Raw genomic sequence first — 23,721 nt, 5'->3', positions numbered from 1 at the left:
TTATAATTCATAGTCTACGCACGCACGGCTTTCCTTCGTTTCAGCCAGAATCTTTCCGGCAGCCACGTGGTCGGGATGTGTTGCGTAGAATTTAACATCTTCTAGTGTATCAAACTCACTGTAAAGCGCAATATTCCATGTTTCACCAGGATTCATATTCAATCCGACCTCTACTTTGCGAATTACAGAAATTTTAGCAGGAAGAGCTTCTATCGCTTCCTTGAATTTAGTCATGACTTCCAGTTTCTCTTCAGCAGGAACTTCGTCTTTTAACTTAAATAATACAATGTGTTTTACCATTACGTTGTTATTTTAATGAATTGTTTCTATATTTGTCTTGTTAATGTGTTTACCACATTAATAGTAATGCAAAAATACTCTATTTGGTTCAAATATACACTTAAAGAGATGTTAATTATAGGAATAGCAGGCGGAACGGGTTCCGGAAAGACCACCGTCGTACGGAAAATTATAGAAAGCCTCCCCGCAGGAGAGGTAGTACTCTTACCACAGGATTCATACTACAAAGACAGTAGTCATGTCCCGGTTGAAGAACGCCAGAATATCAATTTTGACCATCCGGATGCTTTTGAATGGAGTCTGCTTTCCAAGCATGTCATGATGCTGAAAGAAGGAAAGAGTATTGAACAGCCCACTTATTCTTATCTCACATGTACGCGTCAGCCCGAAACGATTCATATCGAACCTCGTGAAGTGGTTATCATTGAAGGAATCCTTGCCTTATGTGATAAAAAGCTGCGCAATATGATGGACCTCAAAATATTTGTTGATGCCGATCCCGACGAACGCCTGATACGTGTCATCCAAAGAGATGTCATTGAGCGCGGACGTACTGCCGAAGCTGTAATGGAACGTTATACACGGGTTTTAAAACCTATGCACCTGCAATTTATCGAACCTTGCAAACGATATGCCGACCTTATTGTACCCGAAGGAGGCAGTAATAAGGTAGCTATTGATATACTGACCATGTACATCAAGAAGCACCTTAAGAATTAAAAATTAAAAATTAAGAAATGAATGTCAAGACACTGAGTATTCCTTTATTTCTTATTCTATTTTGTTGTATGCTCGGATGCCGGAATAAGCATCATAACAAGATGGATGAGACAGCGCGTGATCTTCCACAAATAAAAGATAGTGGCGAACTCGTTGTATTGACATTATATAGTTCTACTTCCTATTTCATTTACCGGGGACAAGAAATGGGGTTCCAGTATGAACTTAGTGAACAGTTTGCTAAAAGTCTGGGACTAAAACTTAGGATTGAAGTAGCCAACAGCGTCAACGAAATGATCCAAAAATTATTGGCAGGCGAAGGAGACATGATTGCCTATAATCTGCCAATCACCAAAGAATGGAAAGACAGTCTTCTTTATTGTGGCGAAGATGTAATTACTCACCAGGTAATTGTTCAGCAAGGGAGAGGAAAACAGAAGCCGTTGGAAGATGTAACCGAACTGGTCGGAAAAGATATATACGTAAAACCGGGGAAATATTATGACCGTCTCGTCAATCTGAACAGTGAATTAGGAGGAGGTATCCAGATTCATGAAGTCACCAATGACAGTATCACTATTGAGGACTTGATTACGCAAGTAGCGCAAGGAAAAATTCCGTATACGGTGGCCGACAATGATTTAGCCAAACTTAACAAGACCTACTATCCCAATTTAAATATCGATCTGTCCATCAGTTTCGATCAACGGTCTTCATGGGCGGTACGAAAAGACAGTCCCGAACTGGCAGCCGCCGCTACCCAATGGCATCAGGAAAACATGACTTCTCCTGCTTACACAGCCAGTATGAAACGTTATTTTGAGAATAGTAAAATGATGCCGCACTCTCCTATCCTCTCCTTAAAAGAAGGAAAGATATCCCATTATGACCATTTATTCAAAAAGTATTCCAAAGATATCGGATGGGATTGGCGTATGCTTGCATCATTAGCGTATACAGAATCCAATTTCGATACCACAGCTGTATCTTGGGCAGGCGCCAAAGGACTCATGCAGTTGATGCCTGCCACTGCACGTGCAATGGGAGTACCTCCCGGCAAAGAGCAGAATCCGGAGGAAAGTGTGAAAGCAGCTATCAAATATATTACCGCCACCGACCGGAGTTTCAGCATGATTCCCGACAAACAGGAGCGGCTCAACTTTATCCTGGCATCTTATAATGCCGGTTTGGGACATATATATGATGCAATGGCACTAGCCGAAAAATACGGGAAGAACAAATTAGTATGGAAAGATAATGTAGAAAACTTCATCTTGCTTAAAAGCAATCAAGAATACTTCAACGATCCTGTCTGCAAAAACGGATATTTCCGTGGCATCGAGACTTACAATTTCGTTCGAGATATTATGTCGCGCTACGAATCCTACAAAAAGAAAATAAAAGCTTGAAATAAGTATTAGGTATTAAGAATTAAGCCATGCGGATAAACGTATCAGAAGCTACGGCTAATACTTAATACCTAATACTTATTTTTACTCATCAGACTGATTACGACAATAGCCAATACAGATAATGGTAAGGCAAATAATATCGGGTCAATCACAGGGAAAGGATAAGTGGTAATCAACACATCCCGTCCGAATAACGCTTTACAGATACCCAATGATGCAGATTCTTTCTGATGAAGAAACACAAGAGCAAACAGACTGCCGATTGTTCCTACCCAAAGACTTGCCATGACGCCTTGTTTAGTAGCTTTCTTCCAATATAAAGCACAGAAATAAGCCGGAAGAAAAGCGGCTGCACAAATTCCCATAAAGATAGAAGTTCCGCGGGCTATAATATCATGAGGCAACATATAACAAATAATATAGCTGACCAGGATAGAGAACAATACGCCCAGACGGATCACATTGGTAAGTTTATTCCGTGAACGGGGTTTATAAGTTCCGTAAATATCAGAACCTACCGAAGCCCCCATCGTATGGAACTGCGAACTTAGCGTAGACATACTGGCTGAAAGGATGCACAACATAAAGAGTGCGGCAAACCAGTCGGGCATCGCTTTATTAATAAAATATGGAATTATCTTATCAATATCCTGCACAACTTCGGTAGCAACCGCTCCTTCTGTTTTCAGGAAGAAAAGATTACTCAACGCTCCGGCATGATAGATAGCTCCTACTGTTATAATCAGAAAGAAACAACCGATAAATACACCACGGTTCAACTGCTTGCTACTCTCCACGGTCATAAAGCGAACCACCAACTGCGGCTGTGCAAGACAGCCGATTCCTACTCCTAAAATGAGAGAAGTTACCAGCGAATACCATTGTGGAGAACCTGTGATAGGCATTGTAGTCCATCCTTGATGTCCCAGCGCTTTAAACTTTTCCGGAACTAGCGGAGCAATGGCAGTCAATTCTTTATTAGCTTCGGTAAAGCCCATGCCGAGCACCTGATATAGAGAGAATAACAGAAACAGCATACAAGCAAACATAATAACGCCCTGCAAAGCATCCGTATACATTACCCCTTTCATTCCCCCCGCTATAACATAAGCAGCAATGACCAATGTAAATATCAACAAAGAGATATTGAAATCAATCTGGAAAATCTGTTCGATGAATACGGCTCCACCTTTCATTACAACCGCTGCATAAAGCGGCATTCCGATGAAAATAACAGCAGCAATAAATACCTGTATATTACGGGAGCGGAAATGACGGCCTAGTAATTGAGGGAAAGTACTCACATTCAGCTTCACCCCCATACGCCGGGTGCGCAAACCGAAAAAGATAAAAGCTATAACCACCCCTACGAACATATTGAGGAAACAGAGCCACTGAATACCCATTCCAAAAGCAGCCGCCACTCCTCCAAAACCTACAATAGCAGATGCGGAAATAAACGTAGCACCATAAGAAAGTGCCATTACGATAGGATTCATCTGACGTCCGCCTACCAAATAGTCACTGCTATTCGTCGTTTTCTTATATCCCAAAAAGCCGAGGTAGGCCAGTGACAGCAGATAAGCTACCACAATTAGTCCAAGAGTAAATGTATTCATCGGGTTTCGTCTTTTTCGTCGTCCTTATTCCAATATTTCAGCCCAAACCAAGCAGCAAAAATCACACATACCACCGAAAGTAGGTAAGGCAGAATAATAAAAGGGTCGTCTATTCCAAACATTTGCGTATCAGATTTTAATCAATTTGGACGCAAATGTAAGGAAATTATTGAAAAGACAAAACTTTTGTTTACTAATACTGATTATAATGTATCTTTTTCTCGTCAAATTTCTGTTTCGGGTTCTCTTTTGTAGCCGGATAGCCAAAAGGGATGACACAAAGTGGAAGAATATTATCGGGCAGGTTAGTATATTTACGCACTACTTGCATACGGTCTTCGTAAGGATAGGCCGCTGTCCAGACAGCACCCAATCCCAGACTTTCAGCAGCCAGCAAAATATTCTGTGCTGCTGCGGAGCAATCTAAATACCAATATGACGAGCGTACAGAATCTCCACAAACGATGATGGCGTTACGGGCTTGCGTCAGCATTTTGGCATAAGGAAGTGCTGCTGCCATTGAATCCAGTTTGGCACGATCGGATACTACTACGAACTCCCATGGACGGATATCCCTACCCGTAGGAGCAGCCATTCCGGCACGAAGCATCAAGTCGATTTTCTCTTTCTCTACTCCTTTATTCAGATAAGCACGCACACTTTTGCGTTCGAAAATATTATCCAAAACAGCATTTCCGGTTCCGGATGTTCCTTTTTCTTCTTTTGCAGAAGAACAGGAGGTCATAACAGTGATTACTACAATCAGATATAAGAAAGAGAAAATCTTTTTCATTGTGACAATGTTTAAAACAGGTTCAACTTATTTTTCTGTGCTTCTTCCAGCGAAACAGTTTCACGCTTCATCAGCCCACTCTTTTCACGAAGTGCTTGATATTCAGCCTCCAATTCATTCACCAGTTCGGCTTTTGCCTGCGGGTTGAGCAATTTGGAAGCAACGCCTGCATTTTGGGAAGCATCTTTCAGGTGTACTACCGGAGCATGATAGACAGGGGCAATCTTTAATGCAGTATGCATCTTCGATGTAGTGGCACCACCAATCAGAAGAGGAATATCCAACCCCGCTTTTTCGAGTTCAGCAGCTACGTGAGCCATTTCTTCCAGAGATGGAGTAATCAGTCCACTCAACCCGATCATATCGACCTTTTCTTCGATAGCCCGCTGGACAATGGTTTCTGCGGGAACCATTACTCCTAAATCCACAATATCATAACCATTGCAGGCCATCACTACAGCTACAATATTTTTTCCGATATCGTGCACATCTCCTTTCACCGTTGCCAGTAACACTTTACCTGCCGAAGCACTTCCTGCTACTTTTTCCGATTCAATAATCGGCTGCAAGATAGCTACAGCTTTCTTCATGGTACGGGCAGTCTTTACAACTTGGGGAAGAAACATTTTGCCGGCACCAAACAGTTCACCAACATGGTTCATTCCATCCATCAGCGGTCCTTCAATTACATCGACTGCTTTATCGTAAAGAGGCAAAGCTTCTGCCAAGTCCTGTTCCAGAAAATCTCCGATTCCTTTCATCAAGGCATACTTCAAACGTTCCTGAACAGTTCCTTCTCTCCATGCGTCTTGCTTGACAGCCGGCTGTCCGGCAGTTTCGCTCATGTTTGCTTTCAGAGATTCTGCTAGTTCTATCAAACGTTCAGCAGCATCCGGACGACGGTTTAAAACAACATCTTCTATCTTTTCCAAGACATCAGCCGGAATATCAGTGTACAATACGGAAGTTCCCGGATTCACAATCCCCATGTCCATTCCTTGCTGGATGGCATGATAAAGGAACACTGCATGCATGGCCTCACGAATATAATTGTTACCACGGAAAGAGAAAGAAAGGTTGCTGACTCCTCCGCTGATATGTGCACCGGGGAGATTTTTCTTTATCCAAGCGGTAGCTTCAATAAAATCTACAGCATAGTTATTATGTTCTTCAATCCCCGTAGCTACGGCAAGCACATTGGGGTCAAAAATAATATCGTGAGGATTAAAACCGATTTTATCAACCAAAAGACGGTAAGCCCGTTGGCATACTTCGATTTTACGGGCGGCTGTATCTGCCTGTCCTTTCTCGTCGAACGCCATAACTACAGCAGCGGCTCCATATTGCCGGATGATTCGGGCATGTTCAAGGAAAACTTCCTCTCCCTCTTTCAAAGAAATAGAGTTGACGATTGACTTACCCTGAAGACACTTCAGTCCGGCTTCAATAACTTCCCATTTGGAAGAATCGATCATAATCGGAACACGGGCTATTTCGGGTTCGGACATGATAAGATTCAGGAAAGTAGTCATCTCTGTCTTTGCCTCCAACAATCCATCGTCCATATTGACGTCAATCACTAAAGCACCGTCCTCCACTTGTTGGCGGGCGATAGAAAGGGCTTCATCATATTTCTTTTCATTGATGAGACGAAGGAACTTGCGCGAACCGGCTACGTTGCAACGTTCGCCGACATTCACAAAGTTTATTTCCGGCTTCACTTCCAGCAGTTCAAGTCCGGAGAGCCACATACAATCCGGCGCAGAGGCAGGAACGTGTGGTTCAGCTCCTTCTATAAGGGCGGGATATTCAGCAATATAAGCATCTGTCGTACCACAACAGCCACCAATAATATTGACTAATCCTTCTTCAATATATTCTCTCACTTCGTGAGCCATATCCGCAGGTGTCTGGTCATACTTACCCAGACTATTCGGTAATCCGGCATTCGGATAGGCACTAATATAATAAGGTGCACGGGATGCCAGCTGTTCCAGGAATGGTTTTAGCTGCCGGGCACCGAATGAACAGTTCAAACCGACAGAAAAGATATTGGCATGTTGCACAGAAGCCAGAAATGCATCCAATGTTTGTCCGGACAATGTTCGTCCGCCAATATCAGACACTGTTACAGATAACATGATCGGCACTTCCACACCTGTCACTTTCATGGCTTGTTCGGCAGCAAAAATTGCAGCTTTGGCATTTAGGGTATCAAAGATTGTCTCTATCAGAATGGCGTCTACCCCACCTTCGAGCATTGCTTCCATTTGTTGCTGATAGGATGCAGCCAGTTCGTCGTAACTCAAAGCACGATAAGCCGGGTTGTTTACGTCCGGGCTCATTGAGCAGGTTTTGTTGGTAGGTCCTACGGAACCGGCCACAAAACGTGGTTTATCGGGATTCTTGGCTGTATACTCGTCAGCAAGGTCACGTGCTAGTTTTACGGCTGCAAGATTCATCTCGCGCACGTATTCTTCTACGTGATAATCAGCCATAGAAACTGTGGTCGAACTAAATGTATTGGTCTCGATGATATCCGCACCCGCTTCCAGGTATTTACGATGAATATCCTGAATCACGTCGGGACGTGTCAGACACAATAAGTCATTATTCCCTTTCAGCTGTCCGGAAATATGCGCAAAGCGTTCACCACGAAAATCTTCTTCCTTGAGATTATATTGTTGAATCATTGTACCCATTGCCCCATCCAGAATAAGGATGCGCTCGGATACGATCTGAGAAATTGTCTTTTTCATTACCCTATCACATTAATACCTAATTACCACTCTGCCAACATCTGCCAGACTTCTCGTAGTCCGGCGTTTTATCTTATAGCGCTTTTTACTTACCGCTTAAACATTCTTGCCATATCTCTACGGTCGTCTTTCTCCTTAATAGATTCCCGTTTATCATACTCTTTCTTACCTTTCGCCAAAGCTATGACCAGTTTCGCCAAACCTTTCTCATTGATAAACAAGCGTACAGGGACAATCGTAAAACCGGGATTTTTCATCTCCCGCTGAAGTTTTTCCAATTCTTTTTTACTAAGCAACAACTTCCTCTCTCTACGTGCCGTATGATTATTGTACGATCCATAGAAATATTCGGCGATGTGCATATTCTTCACCCACAATTCGCCTTTCGTAAAATAGCAAAACGTATCTACCAGACTGGCTTTTCCCAAACGAATGGATTTTATTTCCGTACCGGTCAACACAATACCTGCTGTGTAGGTATCTATCAGCTCGTAATCAAACGTAGCCCGTTTATTCTTTATATTTACAGAAGGTTGTTTCATCTTCACTCATTAATTAAGTATGGCCGTCAGTCTATTAAATACAATCTGTATCACCGCCGGACATAGTATTAACAATACAGACGACAAAAGGGTGTATTTTAATCGTTGTTTTTCTTCTACTCCCATCAATACAGGAACTCCCTCCCATACCACATAGACGATGTAGAACTGCAGCAACCAAGCAATAATTCTAAAATCAGGTAATAGTCCGGTTACTATCTGAAGCAGGAAAGGCACAACTAATGCATATCCTGCAAACTGTTGTGTCAATGGCATATTGCTATGCATACCAAACATTCTTGTTCCCATTTCATTCATGGCATAAGCCGCCAGAAAATAGCCACCGAACAGGGCTACAGCTACAGCACAACAGTTAGTCATAGCTATCTGGAAACTTTGCGGGCCACCCCATCCATTCGTCAATAGTGAACCGACGAACACGGACAGACCGCATAAACCAATCATAGGATAGACAAAAGTCATATAGACTTTTCGCCTATCCTCTTCCATAGAAATTTCCTCCCAAGCCTTGGCCGGAGAGGAAATCAATTTCATTGCGATGTTAAATAGTTCTTTGTAGTTCAATTGTTATAATTACTAATTAACTTTAACTTCTTTAGTATTTAATGGTGTTAATGCCCCATTTTTACCAGTAGCTACAATTTTAATCTTTATTTTTCCACCTGAAGGAATCAAAGAAGTAGCCTCTTCACCTTTTTCAGCAGCTATAGAAGCTAACACTGAATTTATTTGAGACACTGATGGTATTTTAAAGCTCGCATATCCTGAAGACGCATTAGATGCCTTGTCATCTCCAATTGTCTGTTGTAACTTCACCGTTAATTCATTACCAGCAGCACTTACAGGAACTAAATCAATAATAGCAGCAGAATTACTCAAATAAAGACTAAAAATGACATTACAATATGCGCTAACACTAGTATAATTTACTGTAGTCGCATCAAGAACACCGACCTCTGTTAAAGCTACTAATGGTAAGTCGTTTTTAATGGTATCAGGTTTTAAACAGATACTACGAGTATACAAACCTCCACCTTGTACTATTGATACTTCTTTTTTTGTGCTAGCAGAAGTTACTCCCTCTGCATATTTTAGAAAAACGAAAACACGTTCCGGATAACCACTCGTACCTTTTAAAACGCTTGCGTTATTAGGATAATAAACAACACCATCATCACCTAATAAACAAACTTGCATTACATCATCAATCACTGTCGCATTCAATCCTAAATCGTAAGATGATTCACTCTCACCTTTCATACATGAAGTAACCGACATCCCCATAACCACAGCCATCAAAGCCACCAAGAAAAATTTCATCTGTTTCATAAACATATTTTTTAGATTTTGCAAAGATATAAATTCTAATTCATAATTAATAAATGCAAGGACTTAAAAAATACTGCATCCATTACTTTATTATTTTTGCAAAAAGCTCTAAGTGATCATCCACATAACTCGCAATCAATGCTGTAACTTGTTCTTCCATTTCCAAATAAGTCTCTTCAAGTTCATCGAAAGCTTCATATTGCTCATACATAGCCATAAATTCATCATCCGTCCGTTCCTTTTCCAAGTCTTTCCGGTTGGCATCAAAGATTTTCTTAGCCTTATAGACTAATTTAGATAATTCTTCTGCCCCCCATAAACGCATCACTTTCGCAAACGGATTATCAAAGATATATCCACCATAGCCGTTCTGAATTAATTGGCAAAATCCGCCAACCATTATTTCATCACGAAAAATCTGATATGCCAGCAAAGAATGTTGCTCACCAGTGAGCAAAGGCATCGTATCAGCAGTCAATTCACCACCAATCACTTCCTTATATTTATCAGTAAACACTTGGATGAATTCATCCATTCCTTCACCCGCTGCCTTTTGCAATGCAGATTCTACAACTTCGATCATAATCTTTCTTATAAATTATGTGGCAAAGCTACGAATTTTATTCTACATCTGGTGATAATCCTTGCACAATCTTACCTATCTTAACTTCATTATCCACTCTTCACGTCTTTCACAAGACGCATATCAACTCATTTACAGGTGCTTCCGGTGAACTAATCAAATAAAATACGGTATTCACACCATTCACACCTTCACAATATATGCATTTCACAGTCTCATTATATAGCGAAAATGGCTATATAACATCGGCCGACTATAGTCGACCATATAGTCAATTCCAGTCATCCGATCAGACAACAGGAGTTGTCTAGCTAGCCAACAATAGACGGCCGACAGGGATATTGCTAGTTTATTTATGAATATATGCCCCTATTCAGGCAGCTTATCATGCATGTAAATGCATCCCCAGATACACACCTATTAAATAAGGTATGAGCCAGATGCACCAAACCACAATACTGAAACGATTAAAATGCTTTTTAGCTTTAGGTGATCCCTTTACATAAGTCCATATTGCCCACGAAGCATGCACAAACATTAGAAGAATAGCAATAGTTCCCGTCACCGTATGAATTTCGTCATGTAGATGAGTCAGTTCGGCGATGTGCTCCATCAGGCTTGTGCCAACCGTATCGGCAAGCAAACCGAGAAGGAAGAAAATGATATGCCAAAACTTCAATTTCTTTTGAATACGTTCGCCCCAAACACCTATCGTATAAAAAATAAGCGCAGATGAAATAACGCAAATTGCCCCTATTAAATAATGTATATCTACTTGATTCAGTTCCATAAATTTTCGTTTTCTAATAACAACAAAGCAAAGAATAGATAGTTCTCCCAGCTTCAATCTTTCACAAATGCAATCCCGACTTTACAAACGAAGAAAAAACGGAAACAGATTTGTCTCTTTTCACAAAAAAGTAATAAAAGGCGATTTGCAGAAACAAATAAATCGACTACCTTTGTGGGCGATTTAGAGAATCGTGACTACGTATTTTTAATTATATCACTTAAAAAAAGAGCTAATTATGACTTATTCACACGAAGTGGAACACATGTGTGTTGTAAAGAAGGGTCCTAACCATGGACCGGCTCCCATACCCGAAGAAGGCAAATGGGTAAAATCTAAAGAAATCGTTGATATTTCTGGTTTGACACACGGTATCGGTTGGTGCGCTCCTCAACAAGGTGCTTGTAAACTGACACTGAACGTTAAAGAAGGTATCATCCAGGAAGCCTTGATCGAGACAATCGGTTGCTCTGGTATGACTCACTCAGCTGCTATGGCTTCTGAAATCCTTCCGGGTAAAACAGTTCTTGAAGCATTAAACACTGACCTTGTTTGCGACGCTATCAATACTGCAATGCGCGAACTTTTCTTGCAAATCGTATACGGACGTACTCAATCAGCTTTCTCTGAAGGTGGTTTGATTATCGGTGCAGGTTTGGAAGACTTGGGTAAAGGTCTGCGTAGCCAGGTAGGTACTCTTTATGGTACTTTGGCTAAAGGTCCTCGTTACCTTGAAATGGCAGAAGGTTATATCAAACAAATCTTCTTGGACAAGAACGACGAAATCTGCGGATACGAATTCGTACACATGGGTAAGTTCATGGACGAAATCAAGAAAGGTACTGATGCTAACGAAGCTTTGAAGAAAGTTACAGGTACTTATGGACGCGTAACAGCAGAACAGGGAGCAGTTAAATCTATTGATCCACGTCACGAATAATATAAGGAGGAAAGAAACTATGATTAGAGAAGTAAAATTCGAAAGCCAAGACCGTCGTATCAAAGGTATCATTGAAGCCTTGAACGCTAACGGCATCAAAGACATCGAAGAAGCTAACGCTATCTGCGAAGCTGCCGGACTTGATCCTTATAAAACGTGTGAAGAAACTCAGCCTATCTGCTTTGAAAATGCAAAATGGGCTTATGTAGTAGGTACTGCTATCGCTCTTAAGAAGAACTGCACAAACGCTGCTGAAGCTGCTGAAGCTATCGGTATCGGTTTGCAAGCATTCTGTATCCCGGGTTCTGTAGCTGACGACCGTAAGGTTGGTATCGGTCATGGTAACCTGGCTGCTATGTTGCTGCGCGAAGAAACTAAATGTTTCGCTTTCCTGGCAGGTCACGAATCTTTCGCTGCTGCTGAAGGTGCTATCAAAATCGCTGCAAAAGCAGACAAAGTACGTAAAGAACCGTTGCGTTGCATCCTGAACGGTCTTGGAAAAGACGCTGCTCAGATCATCTCTCGTATCAACGGCTTTACTTATGTTCAGACTCAATTCGATTACTTCACAGGTGAACTGAAAGTTGTTCGCGAAATCGCTTACTCTGACGGTCCTCGTGCAAAAGTAAAATGTTATGGTGCTGACGACGTTCGTGAAGGTGTAGCTATCATGTGGAAAGAAGGTGTAGACGTATCTATCACAGGTAACTCTACTAACCCGACCCGTTTCCAACACCCAGTTGCAGGAACTTACAAGAAAGAACGTGTTCTTGCTGGCAAACCTTATTTCTCTGTTGCTTCTGGTGGTGGTACAGGTCGTACTCTTCACCCGGATAACATGGCTGCCGGTCCTGCTTCTTATGGTATGACTGACACGATGGGTCGTATGCACAGTGACGCTCAATTCGCCGGTTCTTCATCAGTTCCTGCTCACGTAGAAATGATGGGATTCCTGGGAATTGGTAACAACCCGATGGTAGGTTGTACTGTGGCTTGTGCGGTTGACGTAGCTCAGGCTTTGGCTAAGTAATTTAGATAATTACAACATAGTAAATCCCTGTAACTCTATGAGTTATGGGGATTTTTATTTAGACTATACTATGCTACTTCTCCCTTATTCTAGTATTCCTTCTTCTTTACTATCCTTCTTATAAATAACTACGATTAGGTGATACAATTGAAGCAAATAATAGCTTAAATGAAGTTTGTCCATCTAAGGTTAAGTATGGCTGATTATCCTTAAAATGGAGCTAAATTGAAGCTATGTTTGCGACCAAGGTGCGACCAATTTATCAAATCTTGACAAGTGGTCGCAAAATCAGTCGTATAACACTAATAAACAGATAGATACATCGTATTTAAAGAACTTTCCCTATGTCTAATTTTAAATAATTAAACCATGGTAAGAAGTTCATTCTCAATTCTCTTTACAATAAGAGAAAGTAAAACAAGAAAGAGCGGTAAAGCTCCTATTGAAACTACAATTACAGTAAACGGTAACAGATGTACCATTTCAACAGGCAAACAAGTAGCCATTGATAAATGGGACAAGGCTAAACAACAAGTTAAAGGTAAAGACGAAGAAGCTCAAAGCCTCAACAACTGTTTAAAGGCTATCAAAGCCAAACTTTATCAGAAAGAAGCTGAACTGTTAGACAGAGGTTTCATTATTACAGCAGAACTACTACGTGACGCTTACTTTGATAAGGTAGAATCCATTAAAGAAAGAAGTCTGTTTGAAGTCTTTACAGAGCATAATCAAGAACAAGAGAAACTAATAGGCAATGGAGTTTCTAAAGCTACTTATTGGGTGTCTGTTTATACCATCAGATTACTCAAGGAGTTTATTCAACAGAAGTACAAGCGGGAAGATTTATACTTACGTGAACTGAATCTAAACTTCATCCAATCCTTTCATTCATTTCTAAGGATAGATAAAGGAATGGCACAGAACTCATCCACCAAACATTTAAAGTTACTAAAGAAGATTATCAATCTATCAGTAGCTAATTCCTACATGGCATTCAATCCATTCTCTACCTATAAAGTAGAACGTGAACCCGTAGAGATAGATTTCTTGGATGAAGAAGAATTGAGGAAGATTATCAACTTTGACACTCCTATCCCACGCTTTGAGAGAGCAAAAGACATGTTCCTCTTTGGATGCTTTACAGGTCTTAGTTACATTGACATCAAAACTCTAACAGTAGAACACTTTGAGAAAGATACTACAGGTAGAATCTGGATTAAGAAACGTAGAGTAAAGACAGGTGTGCTATCAAGAATCCCCCTACTTCCCATTGCCAAGCTAATACTAGACAAATACAAAGGGGGTGACAAACTATTACCAATCCAAGACTCTGCGGACGTTAATAAATACTTAAAAGACATTGCAATACTATGCAACATCAACAAGCACATCACCTTCCACACGAGCCGCCATACATTTGCAAGTACAGTCACACTTGCTAATAACATCTCATTGGAAGTCGTTTCTAAGATGTTAGGACACACTAACACAAGAATGACTGCTCATTATGCTAAACTAATTGATAGGTGTATAGGTGAGCAAATGGATAAGTTAATGGATACGTTTACAAAGGAAGTTAATTATTAAGAGTTACATTTGAATTTTCCCACTTGCGACTATTGTAGGTGGGATAATTCTTTATAACTTTGGGGTATTATTAATCAAACTAATACATGCAATAATGAAAGTTAATCCCGAAGAAGCTAAGAAAGTTATTGAGTTGTGTAATACCGCTCCCTACTTTACATTACGTCATAAGAATGGAGAAGAATACGCTTATGTCAGAATTACCGCTATTGTAGACAATGAAACATTACAAGCTGACAGTTGGGTAGACAAAGTGCTATTGGATGCCATAATGAAAGCACTTAACGGAATACAGATTAATGCTGAAGAATACTTAGCAGAAGAACATGTTGCATTAGAGATTAAAGATTTAAACTACAATACGCTTGAAAATGAATTGTTATCTGGTAAGAAGGTAATTATGCTCAAAGATTATCTTACGCCAACTGGAATGTCTTATGTATGCGCCAAGTCTCAATACCCAAACGGTGAGATACATTATTGTATCAAACGTACTGGAATACTTGAAGCTTTGTTAGAAGAATACGGATTATTAGAATGACATTAGAAGAGATAATAATAGACATGAAAGACAAACTTTACAATTACGGTAATACAGAAGCTCATAATACTATTAAGAAGCTCATGCTTAGAGGTGAGAAACTAAACATAGGCTTCTTCAATGAGGCTATTACTAATAATGCTTGTGCGTGGATTGAATCAAGAAGTATTAGCGCATTCAAATACATAATCTTTGAAGATAACTTCAATTGGTTAATGAACTACCTTATTAATGGAGAAACTGAAGACATAGATGCTAAACCATTTGGTATAGAGGGATTGGAAGAGAATGAGGGAGACTTTCAGTTAGATGTATTGAAAGCCTTTATTAAGAATGAGATAGCTTTACAATTCGTGCCTCTATCCTTAGACAGAAGCGAATTTGTTTCTGCCATTTCCACATTCAATCATGGTAAAGTCATGTTTAAGGTCAAGAGAACGAGAGAGTTATTGAAGTATTTAAGAGAACACGACATACTATTATTCTAATGGAAACAGCATTTATTGAAGTCAATTCACCAGACAAGTATCTGACAGACGTACTAAAGGAAATACCAACTAACGTTATACTATACAAGACTTTAACAGGATTAGGTGCAACCTATAGTGAACTAAAGGCGAACAGGCATTCAATTATCATAGAACCTAATGTTCCAGTAATTACAGGTAAATGTAAATCTCCTAAACATGAAGCAGACAATCTACTAGGAGTATGTGAAGGAGTTACAATAGATAAGATTGTCAAATACCTACAGTCAAGTAAAGATAAACATTATAAGATACTTACTACTCCAGAAAGTTTCCCTAAAGTTAAGGAAGCATTTCAAGAAGTCAGGATTAGCATGTATAATACATGTTTCTGTTTGATAGATGAAGCTCACAAGGCAGTCAAAGATGTAGACTATAGAACAGACATAGTCCTACCTATGGATGATTTCTTCAAGTTCAAGGGGAAGGCACTGGTATCTGCAACTCCGATTAAATTCAGTGACCCACGATTCGAGGAATGTCAATTCAAGATTCTAAAAATAAATCCCACCTTCGATTATGTTAGAGAGATAGATGTAAAGCCTTGTAATAACATAGCAATGGAGTTTAAAGAAGAAGTGGCTTGGCTACCATTCATAAACGAACAAAACGGAGCTAGACCTTATTGCATCTTTGTAAACTCAATAGACATTATCTATTCTCTAATAACCCAGTTAGATTTGCTTGATAAGTCTTCCGTATTCTGCGCTCCTAAGAGTGTAGACAAGTTGAAACAGAATAAATTTACTGAATGCTATGAAGATTGGAGTGAAGAGAAAATGAAACTGTTTAACTTCTTCACAAGTCGTTTCTTCAATGCAGTGGATGTCGAACTGAACGTTAAGCCTTATTTAATAATGATTACTGATGTGTATTTCGCAGAACAGACTATGCTTGACCCATACTCTGATGTTATCCAAATAATAGGTAGGTTTAGGAATGGAGTAGCTTCTATCTCACACATTACCAATACCAAACATGAATTACCCCAAAGAACTGAAGAAGAGATTAAGAATTTTATCCAGACTAGTGAGGATGTTTATAATACATTACAGACATTCTATGATGCAGCACCTAATAAGGGAGCTAGAGAAGCCTACAAAGCAGCAATGGACAGTCTGCCATTTAATAAGATGCTGGACAGGGATGGACATAAGAACTGGTTCGCCATTGACAATTACATGAATGACGCATTGGTTACTGGTTATTACCACGATGCGCAATCCCTTCAGAAAGCCTACCTTGCATACAAAGAAACTTTCGATTCTTCTGTATTTGTAGCAGCCTATCATCCCGTTACGGACGAGAGCATGCGTCTTACACGAGAACTAAAGACATTAAGTATTAAAGAGAAGAGGAAGCAAATAGTCAATCTATTAGACTTATTAAGTAATAACCCAACGCAGAAGGAGCATGAATTTAAGCAGGAATTAATAAAGACAGATTCGTTCATTGTAGAAGCATACGAAATGTTAGGCAGGGATACTATTGAGGAACTCAATTATTCCTATTCAGAAATTAAGGAACGAATGATAGTTGCCCAATTCCTCATAGGAGCTAAAGGAACAGAGACTGTTCAATTAATAAAGAACTCATTTAAGGTAGGAATGAAGTATAGGCTTACCGACATTAAGAAGGAACTAATACGCATCTTTAAACTACTAAGAGTTACCCCACCTAATAAGATAACAGCGCAAAGTATTAACCTATACTTCAATACAAAAGAAGTGTGGATTAAGAAAGACAAAGCCTTGTTACTTGTAAGTGAGAAGGTTTAGCTAATTCATTCAACCTTTTTAAGTGAGATAATCATATCATATACCCTACAGCCTAAAAGGTTGAATTTACCCCATACGCCAAATAGTTCGGAAACAGTACTCTGAATTATTGGATTTCATTATCACTTATAGACTATAATTCCAAGTTGAGGTATAATGGTTAGACATAGTCCCAACCTTTAACTACCTTTGTGTCACTTCAAACAATTCACATCCAGATTACCTATCGCCTACCCAGATTCGCCACTAAAAACCTAAATCTACTCAAAATGAAAGAACTGACCTACGCAGACATTCGGGAACTAGCACTACAGCATGACATCAAGGATACAAAGTTACACATTGGTCTTTGGGCTGCCGACCGTTACATCAAGAAGCGCAAAATGAGACAGGGTAAGACATACACCATTTACCTACCTTATAAGTTGATGCAGAAATAGTTTCAAGTTCCCAAACTGCTTCAAGCGAACAGAACAGGATACTTATTCTCAATTAAATTGTAACCAATACCAATTTCTACTTCTGTGTGCCTACCAGTAAGATAAATCTACATGTTAAAGTGCTGATGTTGCCAGATTATAAGTGCGTGCTTATTCCCTCTTTATTAGCGTGCTTATTCACCCCCTGTTTACATTCCTAGATACTACACTCCAACAGCCACCTGCGAAGTTCAAACGAACTTCTAGGAGGTACTGCTAAGTAAGAAACATAAAACAATTAAGTATGTGGCATTACAATAGTCATTTCTATGATAAACTAAGCGAACTAAGAAAAGCCAATAGCCTAAGTTCCACTAAAATGAGATTCCTATTAAAGACGAACCAGATTACTTTGATTAAACATATTGAGCGTTTGCCTTATGAAAGCCAAAAGACCTCCATTCAAGCAGTACACAGTAATGAGCAATAATCTGATTCAGAATCTAAACTGTTCAGATGTGTACAGGACTTATACCTTATTACTAATAGCAGATAAACAGTCTTTGGAAACCAGTACTACATTGGAAGAACTTGCAAGATTTGTCGGAGACAAACTATCCAATTACAAGAAGAGTAAAGGCACATTGTCTTTCAATGACAAGTTAAGGACAACAGGTGAAGTTAGCATACATGACATAGATTCTAAACGAAAAGATAGACATTGGACTAAGTATAAATTCTGTCAAGTAAAGCCTGGTAATTACAGGAGGATTGGCAAAGAGTTCTATGATACTTACAATACTTTAGATTTGAAACTAAGGGGATTCATACTAAAATTATTCAGTGCGGCAGAACCACATAGTTACATAGTTAAATTATCAATGAGAGATTTGAAAGAATGTATTCACATGGGACATGGTACTATTAGTAAGTACATAGAGCAATTAAAGGATTTAGATTTATTAGATGAAGTTGGAGACAGTCTGATTCTAAAGGTCAAAGGCTTAATAGTAGACCAACCCAACGACAAATACGTAGAGAAACAAATAGCTATTTGGGACTACCAAATTGAAGTTTATGAACGTGACAACATCCCACTCTCCAGAGAATGTATGATTTACAAGAAATACAAAGAGAATGGTTTTAAAGGTGTCAAGAACATTCACACTCTTATGAAATCATTAGAAGCAGGAACAATAGGTAGAAAGCGAACTGTTAAGGAAGATGTATCTTATAAAATTACCCTGTAGTTAGTTTATAAATAATAAAGCTCCAGACCATTAGGTTTGGAGTTTCTCATGCTTCTACACGTATCTGCATACTATCCCTTTAACCTTATTTGAGTATCAATAAAGTACAAGTCGCCATCAATACCATAGAGGACATTATTAGGGACTGCATCAAATACTTCGTATTGGTCATTATGGTACTCATCAAGGTAGTTCATTTCAAAACCAAGAGCTTGCATGTAATCAGTTATTTCGTCCTCTGTTGCTTCCCGTTCTGCCTTTATGTGCGGTTGTATGAGAACTGCGCAAAACTCATGTAGGCTATTGTAAGCAAAGCCTATCATTTGGTAGGGCACATTGCTAAAGAACTTATTGTGTGCAGTAATACGGATGAAGAAATTCTCCAGATTGTCACCTGCATACTCAAAGTTATTTAACTTGTATACAGTAGCCGCAGCATCATAAAACACTTCATTCTCTCCACCTTTATCCAAATAGATAACGGAAAGATTGTTAAAGTCAATCCATAAGCCGTTTGAATCAGCAAATGAAATTAACTCTTCAATTTGCCCTCTCTTATAGCTCTCTGTTGGTTCAAGCGTTCCTGCTGTTTCTTTGCTTCTTCTAACGATGCAGGCTGCTTGCTCCAAGAGACTATTGACTGACGAGTGCGCTCTATCCATTGCTTGTGAAATTCATTAATGTATTCCATAATTCATGTAATTATGAGTTTCTGCAAATGTAGCCAATTAAATTGAATCTAGCAATAAAAGTTCATTTACCCTCCCAACTCAAAATGTAAGGTACTTAAATTTGCACCCCCTCCCCTTTAGATTTAAGAAGTATTTCTTAATAAGGACTAGCACTACTTAGAGTAGTATTATTAATTCCAGAATAATGAATGACATAGAAATTCAAATGTAATGTATGTCTCAAACGCTTCTGTTGTGTTACACCAAACACCCCATACCAATAAGTAAATGAAATGAATAGTTTAGCGTGAATCGCTTTCCAAGCCTCAACGAATGAAATTCATAGAATCACTTATCTGCCAACTACAGATAAGAGATGATTCTTTATAAGATGACACATTTGTAAAAGGTTAGATAGAATCTCACGCTTAGACTACTCATTTGCACTAAAGTTCAGATTACTAATCATTAAATTACAAGTTATGGAGAATGTGAAGATTCTAATCACATTAGGGACTATCTTAATAGTTCCCTTTATTATGTTACCACAGGTGATGTTTGGGATAATCTTGTTATTAATCATTTGCTTCGTATTCAGACAAAGAAGCTTCTAATAATGAGACTATGCTAAAGAGTTTATTCTATCTACTAATCGTAGTAATAACCTTCTTTGTTGCAGTGCTACTACATCCTATCTTAATAGTTGGGTACATTGTCTTAGTTGGTTACAATCTTATTAAAGGGTGATAATCATTAATAATTAGACATTATGAATTTAGATTATAAAGTTGGAGAGGTGGAACTTGCTTATAAGCCTACTACCAGAAACAAGAACAAAGTTAGCAGTTCTGCTGACGCTTATCAGATTCTACTACCTACATTTAAAGCGGGAACGATAGATTACAAAGAGTATTTCAAAGTTCTTTATCTGAATCAAGCGAATCAAGTTCTAGGATTCACTCAAATTTCAGAAGGAGGAATAACAGAAACAAGTGTTGATGTAAGAGTTATCTTACAAGCCGCATTGCTTACTAATTCAGTCTCTCTCATTTTGGCACATAATCACCCAAGCGGGAATTTAAAGCCAAGCAAACAGGATTTAGAATTAACGCAATCCATTAAAGAAGCTGCCGAACTTATGAGAATAAGGGTATTAGACCACATTATTCTCACAAGTGAAAAGTATTACAGTTTTGCTGACGAAGGAGAGATTTAATCAACAGAGGACATCATAATACATTGGTGTCCTCTCTCATCTTATTAATACTACAACACTATGGATACAAAGAAAGTAGAAAGTGTAATTCAACACATTGCCACATTACAGGAAAGTTTATGCAATAGTGAAAACAATCTGCAATACATTAAGCGGTTACAAGCATTAAAGTATTGGTTACATAAGTTTGATTCATTCTTAGATAGGACTAGCAGACAGCAAGGAGAGTATGCAGCAGTTTACGAAAGCTACTTTCATACTGGTTGTGGATTCTCATTCTACGAAAGAGTTTGCAATTCTATCACAGTTTATGAGTATGGAGACAGACCATTCTAAATTAATTTGGCAATAGCTTATTGGCAAATGTGTTCAAATTGGGAATGTGTTCAAATTAATCTGCAAAGGTGGTTTGAATACATTCTCTCATGTTATCAATTAATCCAAAGACTTAAATGAAAACAAATGCAGTGATTTATGCTCGTGTTTCGTCTGTTAGTGATAGACAGGACACAAGTAGACAAATTGAAGATTTAAGAAAGTATGCCAACTCACAGGAAATTGAAGTAGTTGCCACATTTGAGGAACACATTAGCGGTGCAAAGAAGAATGAAGAACGCCAAGTCTTAACGGAATGTTTGGAATACTGCACTACTAATTCAGTTCATTACTTGTTACTATCTGAACTTTCCAGATTAGGCAGAAGTACATTACAGGTGCTTCGCTCCTTAGAAAGACTACATGAAGCTAAAGTTTCCGTTTACATTCAGAACTTGGGACTTTATACATTACAACCAAATGGAGAAGTTAATCCTATTGCTTCTATCATGGTAACAATACTAGCGGAAATGTCTAACATTGAGAGAAGCAACATTGTGTATCGTCTTAATAGTGGAAGAACTAACTACATTGCCAAAGGTGGAAAGTTAGGACGGAAGACAGGCAGTATTAAGACAGAGGAACGGAAACGGGAAGAGTATAAAGAAGTGATAGCCTTATTGAAGAAGGGGTATTCTGTTAGAAATGTGGCAAAGCTACAAAGTATTGGTATCTCCACCGTTCAACGGATAAAGAATCAATTTGTCAATCCCTAGTCTTATTAATTGGTTGGGAGGAAATTTCTTAAATTCCATCTTTATGGGGACTTGGCTAATTTCCTCCTAACCTTAAAATGTTGAGTAGAAGTCAGCCTCAACGATTAATGAACAATAGTTCTTGCTAATCAAACGTAAATTCGTAACTTTGTAGCAATTTCAGATACCTAATGCGTTAGGTCTGGAAGGACTTATTAAGAAAACGAAGGACGTTTGAAGGTATTACCCTGTTATGAAATCTGGACAATTTCAATCTCCATGGGTGATAGGCAAGAACGTCCACGTCTCGTTTGTTGTTACATACCATTCATGTTTTTGAATGGATTAACTTCATACGGACGTGGACTATTGTTTATTACATGGAGATGGGCAGTCCAGAAACTCTTGGTAACAAGGGTGCCTCATAACAGTAATACTCAATAGTTTCCACGTCCTTCTTGTGTTTAATCGCCAATGGTGGAAACAGTTGGCAATAATACAGGTATCTAAGAATCAGACAGACTTTTACTTATCAATCGCAATTCTAATAAGAAGTGTGCAACCTCCGTGTTGTGTTCCTCACACTTGACTACAAATTACTAACGCCTCTAATAGGAACTTAGAGACACAAACAGATTTAATAATAACAATGAAGACATTAAGATTAATTGGAGCAACCTTATTAATGGTTGTATTATGTGTGAATTTCGCAGCTTGTGGGGACGATGATGACGATGAGAAAGCCTCTATCGTAGGTACATGGAAAGCTGAAAGTTCTGATGATGGGTATGTAGAATACTTCACCTTCAATTCTGACGGTACAGGTAAATCTTGGGAAGTTTCTTCTAATGGAACTCAAGGTGAGGCAGAAGGTTTCACTTACAAGGTAAGCGGCAATAAACTCACATTCACATGGGAAGACGGTGAAGATTACACTTCTACATTTTCATTATCTGGTAATCGTTTAACGATTAAAGACAATGAAGATTCAGTTACTTTTATCAAGCAGTAAATCAAGCTAGTAAGTAATGAAGGCAGCATTTGAAGTACACATTCACTTGCTGCCTTATTAATTACTTCTTTCTCTTCTTAACAAGTTTACGCTTGTCCCTCTTAGGCGAATTTAAAAAGAGTTGCTCTAACATTTCCCTTGTGACAGGGCAGTAAGTTGTTTCCGTAACTACGGTCTCTGTAATCTCTTGTGGTAGGTAATGGATAGCGTTATTCTTCTTAGCAAGTCTCATTTTAGGTTAATGTAAATTAGGTTGGTTATTGAATCATCTACTACAAAGGTACTAAAAGCAAAGTAAGAATACTAATAGAGAAATGGATTGCTAAAACAATCAAAGAAAAGTGCAGTTCTCTTCAATTCCGCAATTACTTAGTTGCCATTCATGAGCATTTGAAACATGGAAAGATGCTTATGCTTACTAGCACTGTATCACAGTACACACTTCACTCATGTTACAATCTGAAATAAACATTAAACAGAAATCAGTTACTACCAAAAAAATACTACCTTTGTATCGTTAATGAAGAGGACGCAATAGTGCTTTGTGACTTATTTGCGACCACTTAACAATAAATTGTTATTAATTAACCGGAGAGTTCTTTTAAATACTTAAGTTTCTAATCTGTAACACAGTTATTTACAAGTAGGTTAGGGAAATTAAAAAGAAGCAATACTATAGCTTCTTATGGTATGACTGACACGATGGGTCGTATGCACAGTGACGCTCAATTCGCCGGTTCTTCATCAGTTCCTGCTCACGTAGAAATGATGGGATTCCTGGGAATTGGTAACAACCCGATGGTAGGTTGTAC

Annotated in this window: 25 protein-coding genes and 1 pseudogene; 15 read left to right on the top strand and 11 right to left on the bottom strand. The window is 38.9% G+C overall.

The window, feature by feature from the left end; genetic code table 11:
* On the bottom strand, positions 1-300 hold the full coding sequence (locus I2I13_RS05460) for a Dabb family protein (protein ID WP_004296927.1): 300 nt from the start codon (positions 298-300) through the stop codon (positions 1-3).
* 108 nt (positions 301-408) lie between these two features.
* On the opposite strand from I2I13_RS05460, the gene udk reads away from it, so the two are divergent.
* Positions 409-1,020: a uridine kinase gene (udk, locus tag I2I13_RS05455; RefSeq protein ID WP_148366109.1), complete on the top strand. Its 612-nt coding sequence runs from the start codon at positions 409-411 to the stop codon at positions 1,018-1,020.
* Positions 1,021-1,037: 17 nt separating this feature from the next.
* Positions 1,038-2,429: a transporter substrate-binding domain-containing protein gene (locus I2I13_RS05450; protein WP_195649032.1), complete on the top strand. Its 1,392-nt coding sequence runs from the start codon at positions 1,038-1,040 to the stop codon at positions 2,427-2,429.
* Positions 2,430-2,500: 71 nt separating this feature from the next.
* On the opposite strand, the gene I2I13_RS05445 is transcribed toward I2I13_RS05450, so the two are convergent.
* The 9 genes from I2I13_RS05445 to I2I13_RS05410 form a co-directional block, all read right to left on the bottom strand.
* Positions 2,501-4,051, bottom strand: a complete 1,551-nt coding sequence (locus tag I2I13_RS05445) for a sodium:solute symporter (protein ID WP_148366107.1) — start codon at positions 4,049-4,051, stop codon at positions 2,501-2,503.
* Positions 4,048-4,173: a symporter small accessory protein gene (locus tag I2I13_RS24680; RefSeq protein ID WP_004296931.1), complete on the bottom strand. Its 126-nt coding sequence runs from the start codon at positions 4,171-4,173 to the stop codon at positions 4,048-4,050. The genes I2I13_RS05445 and I2I13_RS24680 overlap by 4 nt, the downstream gene beginning before the upstream one ends.
* A 71-nt stretch (positions 4,174-4,244) precedes the next feature.
* Positions 4,245-4,844 (bottom strand): nitroreductase family protein, encoded by a 600-nt coding sequence (locus I2I13_RS05440; protein ID WP_195649031.1) that lies wholly within the window; start codon positions 4,842-4,844, stop codon positions 4,245-4,247.
* 11 nt (positions 4,845-4,855) lie between these two features.
* Positions 4,856-7,603, bottom strand: coding sequence for a methionine synthase (gene metH, locus I2I13_RS05435; protein ID WP_195649030.1), 2,748 nt, complete (start codon positions 7,601-7,603; stop codon positions 4,856-4,858).
* Between the two features lie 89 nt (positions 7,604-7,692).
* Positions 7,693-8,145 (bottom strand): SsrA-binding protein, encoded by a 453-nt coding sequence (smpB, locus tag I2I13_RS05430; protein ID WP_117937536.1) that lies wholly within the window; start codon positions 8,143-8,145, stop codon positions 7,693-7,695.
* A 9-nt stretch (positions 8,146-8,154) separates the two neighbouring features.
* Positions 8,155-8,700: a Yip1 family protein gene (locus I2I13_RS05425; protein ID WP_148366102.1), complete on the bottom strand. Its 546-nt coding sequence runs from the start codon at positions 8,698-8,700 to the stop codon at positions 8,155-8,157.
* A 42-nt stretch (positions 8,701-8,742) separates the two neighbouring features.
* Positions 8,743-9,495 carry a hypothetical protein gene (locus I2I13_RS05420; RefSeq protein WP_195649095.1) on the bottom strand — a complete coding sequence of 251 codons (753 nt, stop codon included), beginning with the start codon at positions 9,493-9,495 and terminating at the stop codon, positions 8,743-8,745.
* A gap of 82 nt (positions 9,496-9,577) precedes the next feature.
* Positions 9,578-10,078, bottom strand: coding sequence for a DMP19 family protein (locus tag I2I13_RS05415; protein WP_148366098.1), 501 nt, complete (start codon positions 10,076-10,078; stop codon positions 9,578-9,580).
* A gap of 385 nt (positions 10,079-10,463) precedes the next feature.
* A complete protein-coding gene (locus I2I13_RS05410) occupies positions 10,464-10,868 on the bottom strand; it encodes an HsmA family protein (protein WP_148366097.1) in 405 nt (134 codons plus the stop codon).
* A gap of 238 nt (positions 10,869-11,106) precedes the next feature.
* Between I2I13_RS05410 and I2I13_RS05405 the strand changes: the two genes are divergently transcribed.
* From I2I13_RS05405 to I2I13_RS05370, 8 genes are all read left to right on the top strand, one after another.
* On the top strand, positions 11,107-11,808 hold the full coding sequence (locus I2I13_RS05405) for an iron-sulfur cluster assembly scaffold protein (RefSeq protein ID WP_004296942.1): 702 nt from the start codon (positions 11,107-11,109) through the stop codon (positions 11,806-11,808).
* Positions 11,809-11,827: 19 nt separating this feature from the next.
* Entirely contained in the window at positions 11,828-12,838 is a 1,011-nt protein-coding gene (locus I2I13_RS05400; RefSeq protein ID WP_008760490.1) for a GGGtGRT protein, read from the top strand.
* Between the two features lie 369 nt (positions 12,839-13,207).
* The gene (locus I2I13_RS05395; protein ID WP_195649029.1) at positions 13,208-14,425 is read left to right on the top strand and encodes a site-specific integrase; all 1,218 of its coding nucleotides are present in this window, start codon (positions 13,208-13,210) and stop codon (positions 14,423-14,425) included.
* A gap of 94 nt (positions 14,426-14,519) precedes the next feature.
* On the top strand, positions 14,520-14,966 hold the full coding sequence (locus tag I2I13_RS05390; RefSeq protein WP_195649028.1) for a hypothetical protein: 447 nt from the start codon (positions 14,520-14,522) through the stop codon (positions 14,964-14,966).
* Positions 14,963-15,454: a hypothetical protein gene (locus I2I13_RS05385; RefSeq protein WP_229128567.1), complete on the top strand. Its 492-nt coding sequence runs from the start codon at positions 14,963-14,965 to the stop codon at positions 15,452-15,454. The genes I2I13_RS05390 and I2I13_RS05385 overlap by 4 nt, the downstream gene beginning before the upstream one ends.
* Positions 15,454-17,271 (top strand): DEAD/DEAH box helicase family protein, encoded by a 1,818-nt coding sequence (locus tag I2I13_RS05380; protein WP_195649027.1) that lies wholly within the window; start codon positions 15,454-15,456, stop codon positions 17,269-17,271. Before I2I13_RS05385 ends, I2I13_RS05380 begins: the two co-directional genes overlap by 1 nt.
* 269 nt (positions 17,272-17,540) lie before the next feature.
* Positions 17,541-17,711, top strand: coding sequence for a hypothetical protein (locus tag I2I13_RS05375; protein ID WP_195649026.1), 171 nt, complete (start codon positions 17,541-17,543; stop codon positions 17,709-17,711).
* A gap of 419 nt (positions 17,712-18,130) precedes the next feature.
* Complete coding sequence (locus I2I13_RS05370) at positions 18,131-18,940, top strand: hypothetical protein (RefSeq protein ID WP_195649025.1); 810 nt, start codon at positions 18,131-18,133, stop codon at positions 18,938-18,940.
* A 71-nt stretch (positions 18,941-19,011) separates the two neighbouring features.
* On the opposite strand, the gene I2I13_RS05365 is transcribed toward I2I13_RS05370, so the two are convergent.
* On the bottom strand, positions 19,012-19,602 hold the full coding sequence (locus I2I13_RS05365; RefSeq protein ID WP_195649024.1) for a hypothetical protein: 591 nt from the start codon (positions 19,600-19,602) through the stop codon (positions 19,012-19,014).
* 778 nt (positions 19,603-20,380) lie between these two features.
* On the opposite strand from I2I13_RS05365, the gene I2I13_RS05360 reads away from it, so the two are divergent.
* The 5 genes and pseudogenes from I2I13_RS05360 to I2I13_RS05345 all read left to right on the top strand — a co-directional run.
* Positions 20,381-20,827: a RadC family protein gene (locus tag I2I13_RS05360; protein WP_195649023.1), complete on the top strand. Its 447-nt coding sequence runs from the start codon at positions 20,381-20,383 to the stop codon at positions 20,825-20,827.
* 60 nt (positions 20,828-20,887) lie between these two features.
* A complete protein-coding gene (locus tag I2I13_RS24420) occupies positions 20,888-21,163 on the top strand; it encodes a hypothetical protein (RefSeq protein ID WP_229128566.1) in 276 nt (91 codons plus the stop codon).
* A gap of 116 nt (positions 21,164-21,279) precedes the next feature.
* Entirely contained in the window at positions 21,280-21,918 is a 639-nt protein-coding gene (locus tag I2I13_RS05355; RefSeq protein ID WP_195649022.1) for a recombinase family protein, read from the top strand.
* A 628-nt stretch (positions 21,919-22,546) separates the two neighbouring features.
* On the top strand, positions 22,547-22,909 hold the full coding sequence (locus tag I2I13_RS05350; protein WP_195649021.1) for a DUF5640 domain-containing protein: 363 nt from the start codon (positions 22,547-22,549) through the stop codon (positions 22,907-22,909).
* 678 nt (positions 22,910-23,587) lie between these two features.
* Positions 23,588-23,721: pseudogene (locus tag I2I13_RS05345) on the top strand (GGGtGRT protein); the annotation flags it as partial.

The organism is Bacteroides sp. D55t1_190419_B8 (genome assembly GCF_015558905.1).
Taxonomy (GTDB): domain Bacteria; phylum Bacteroidota; class Bacteroidia; order Bacteroidales; family Bacteroidaceae; genus Bacteroides; species Bacteroides vicugnae.
The sequence above is the reverse complement of the archived record's forward strand: the minus strand, read 5'-3'. Positions and strand labels throughout refer to the sequence as shown.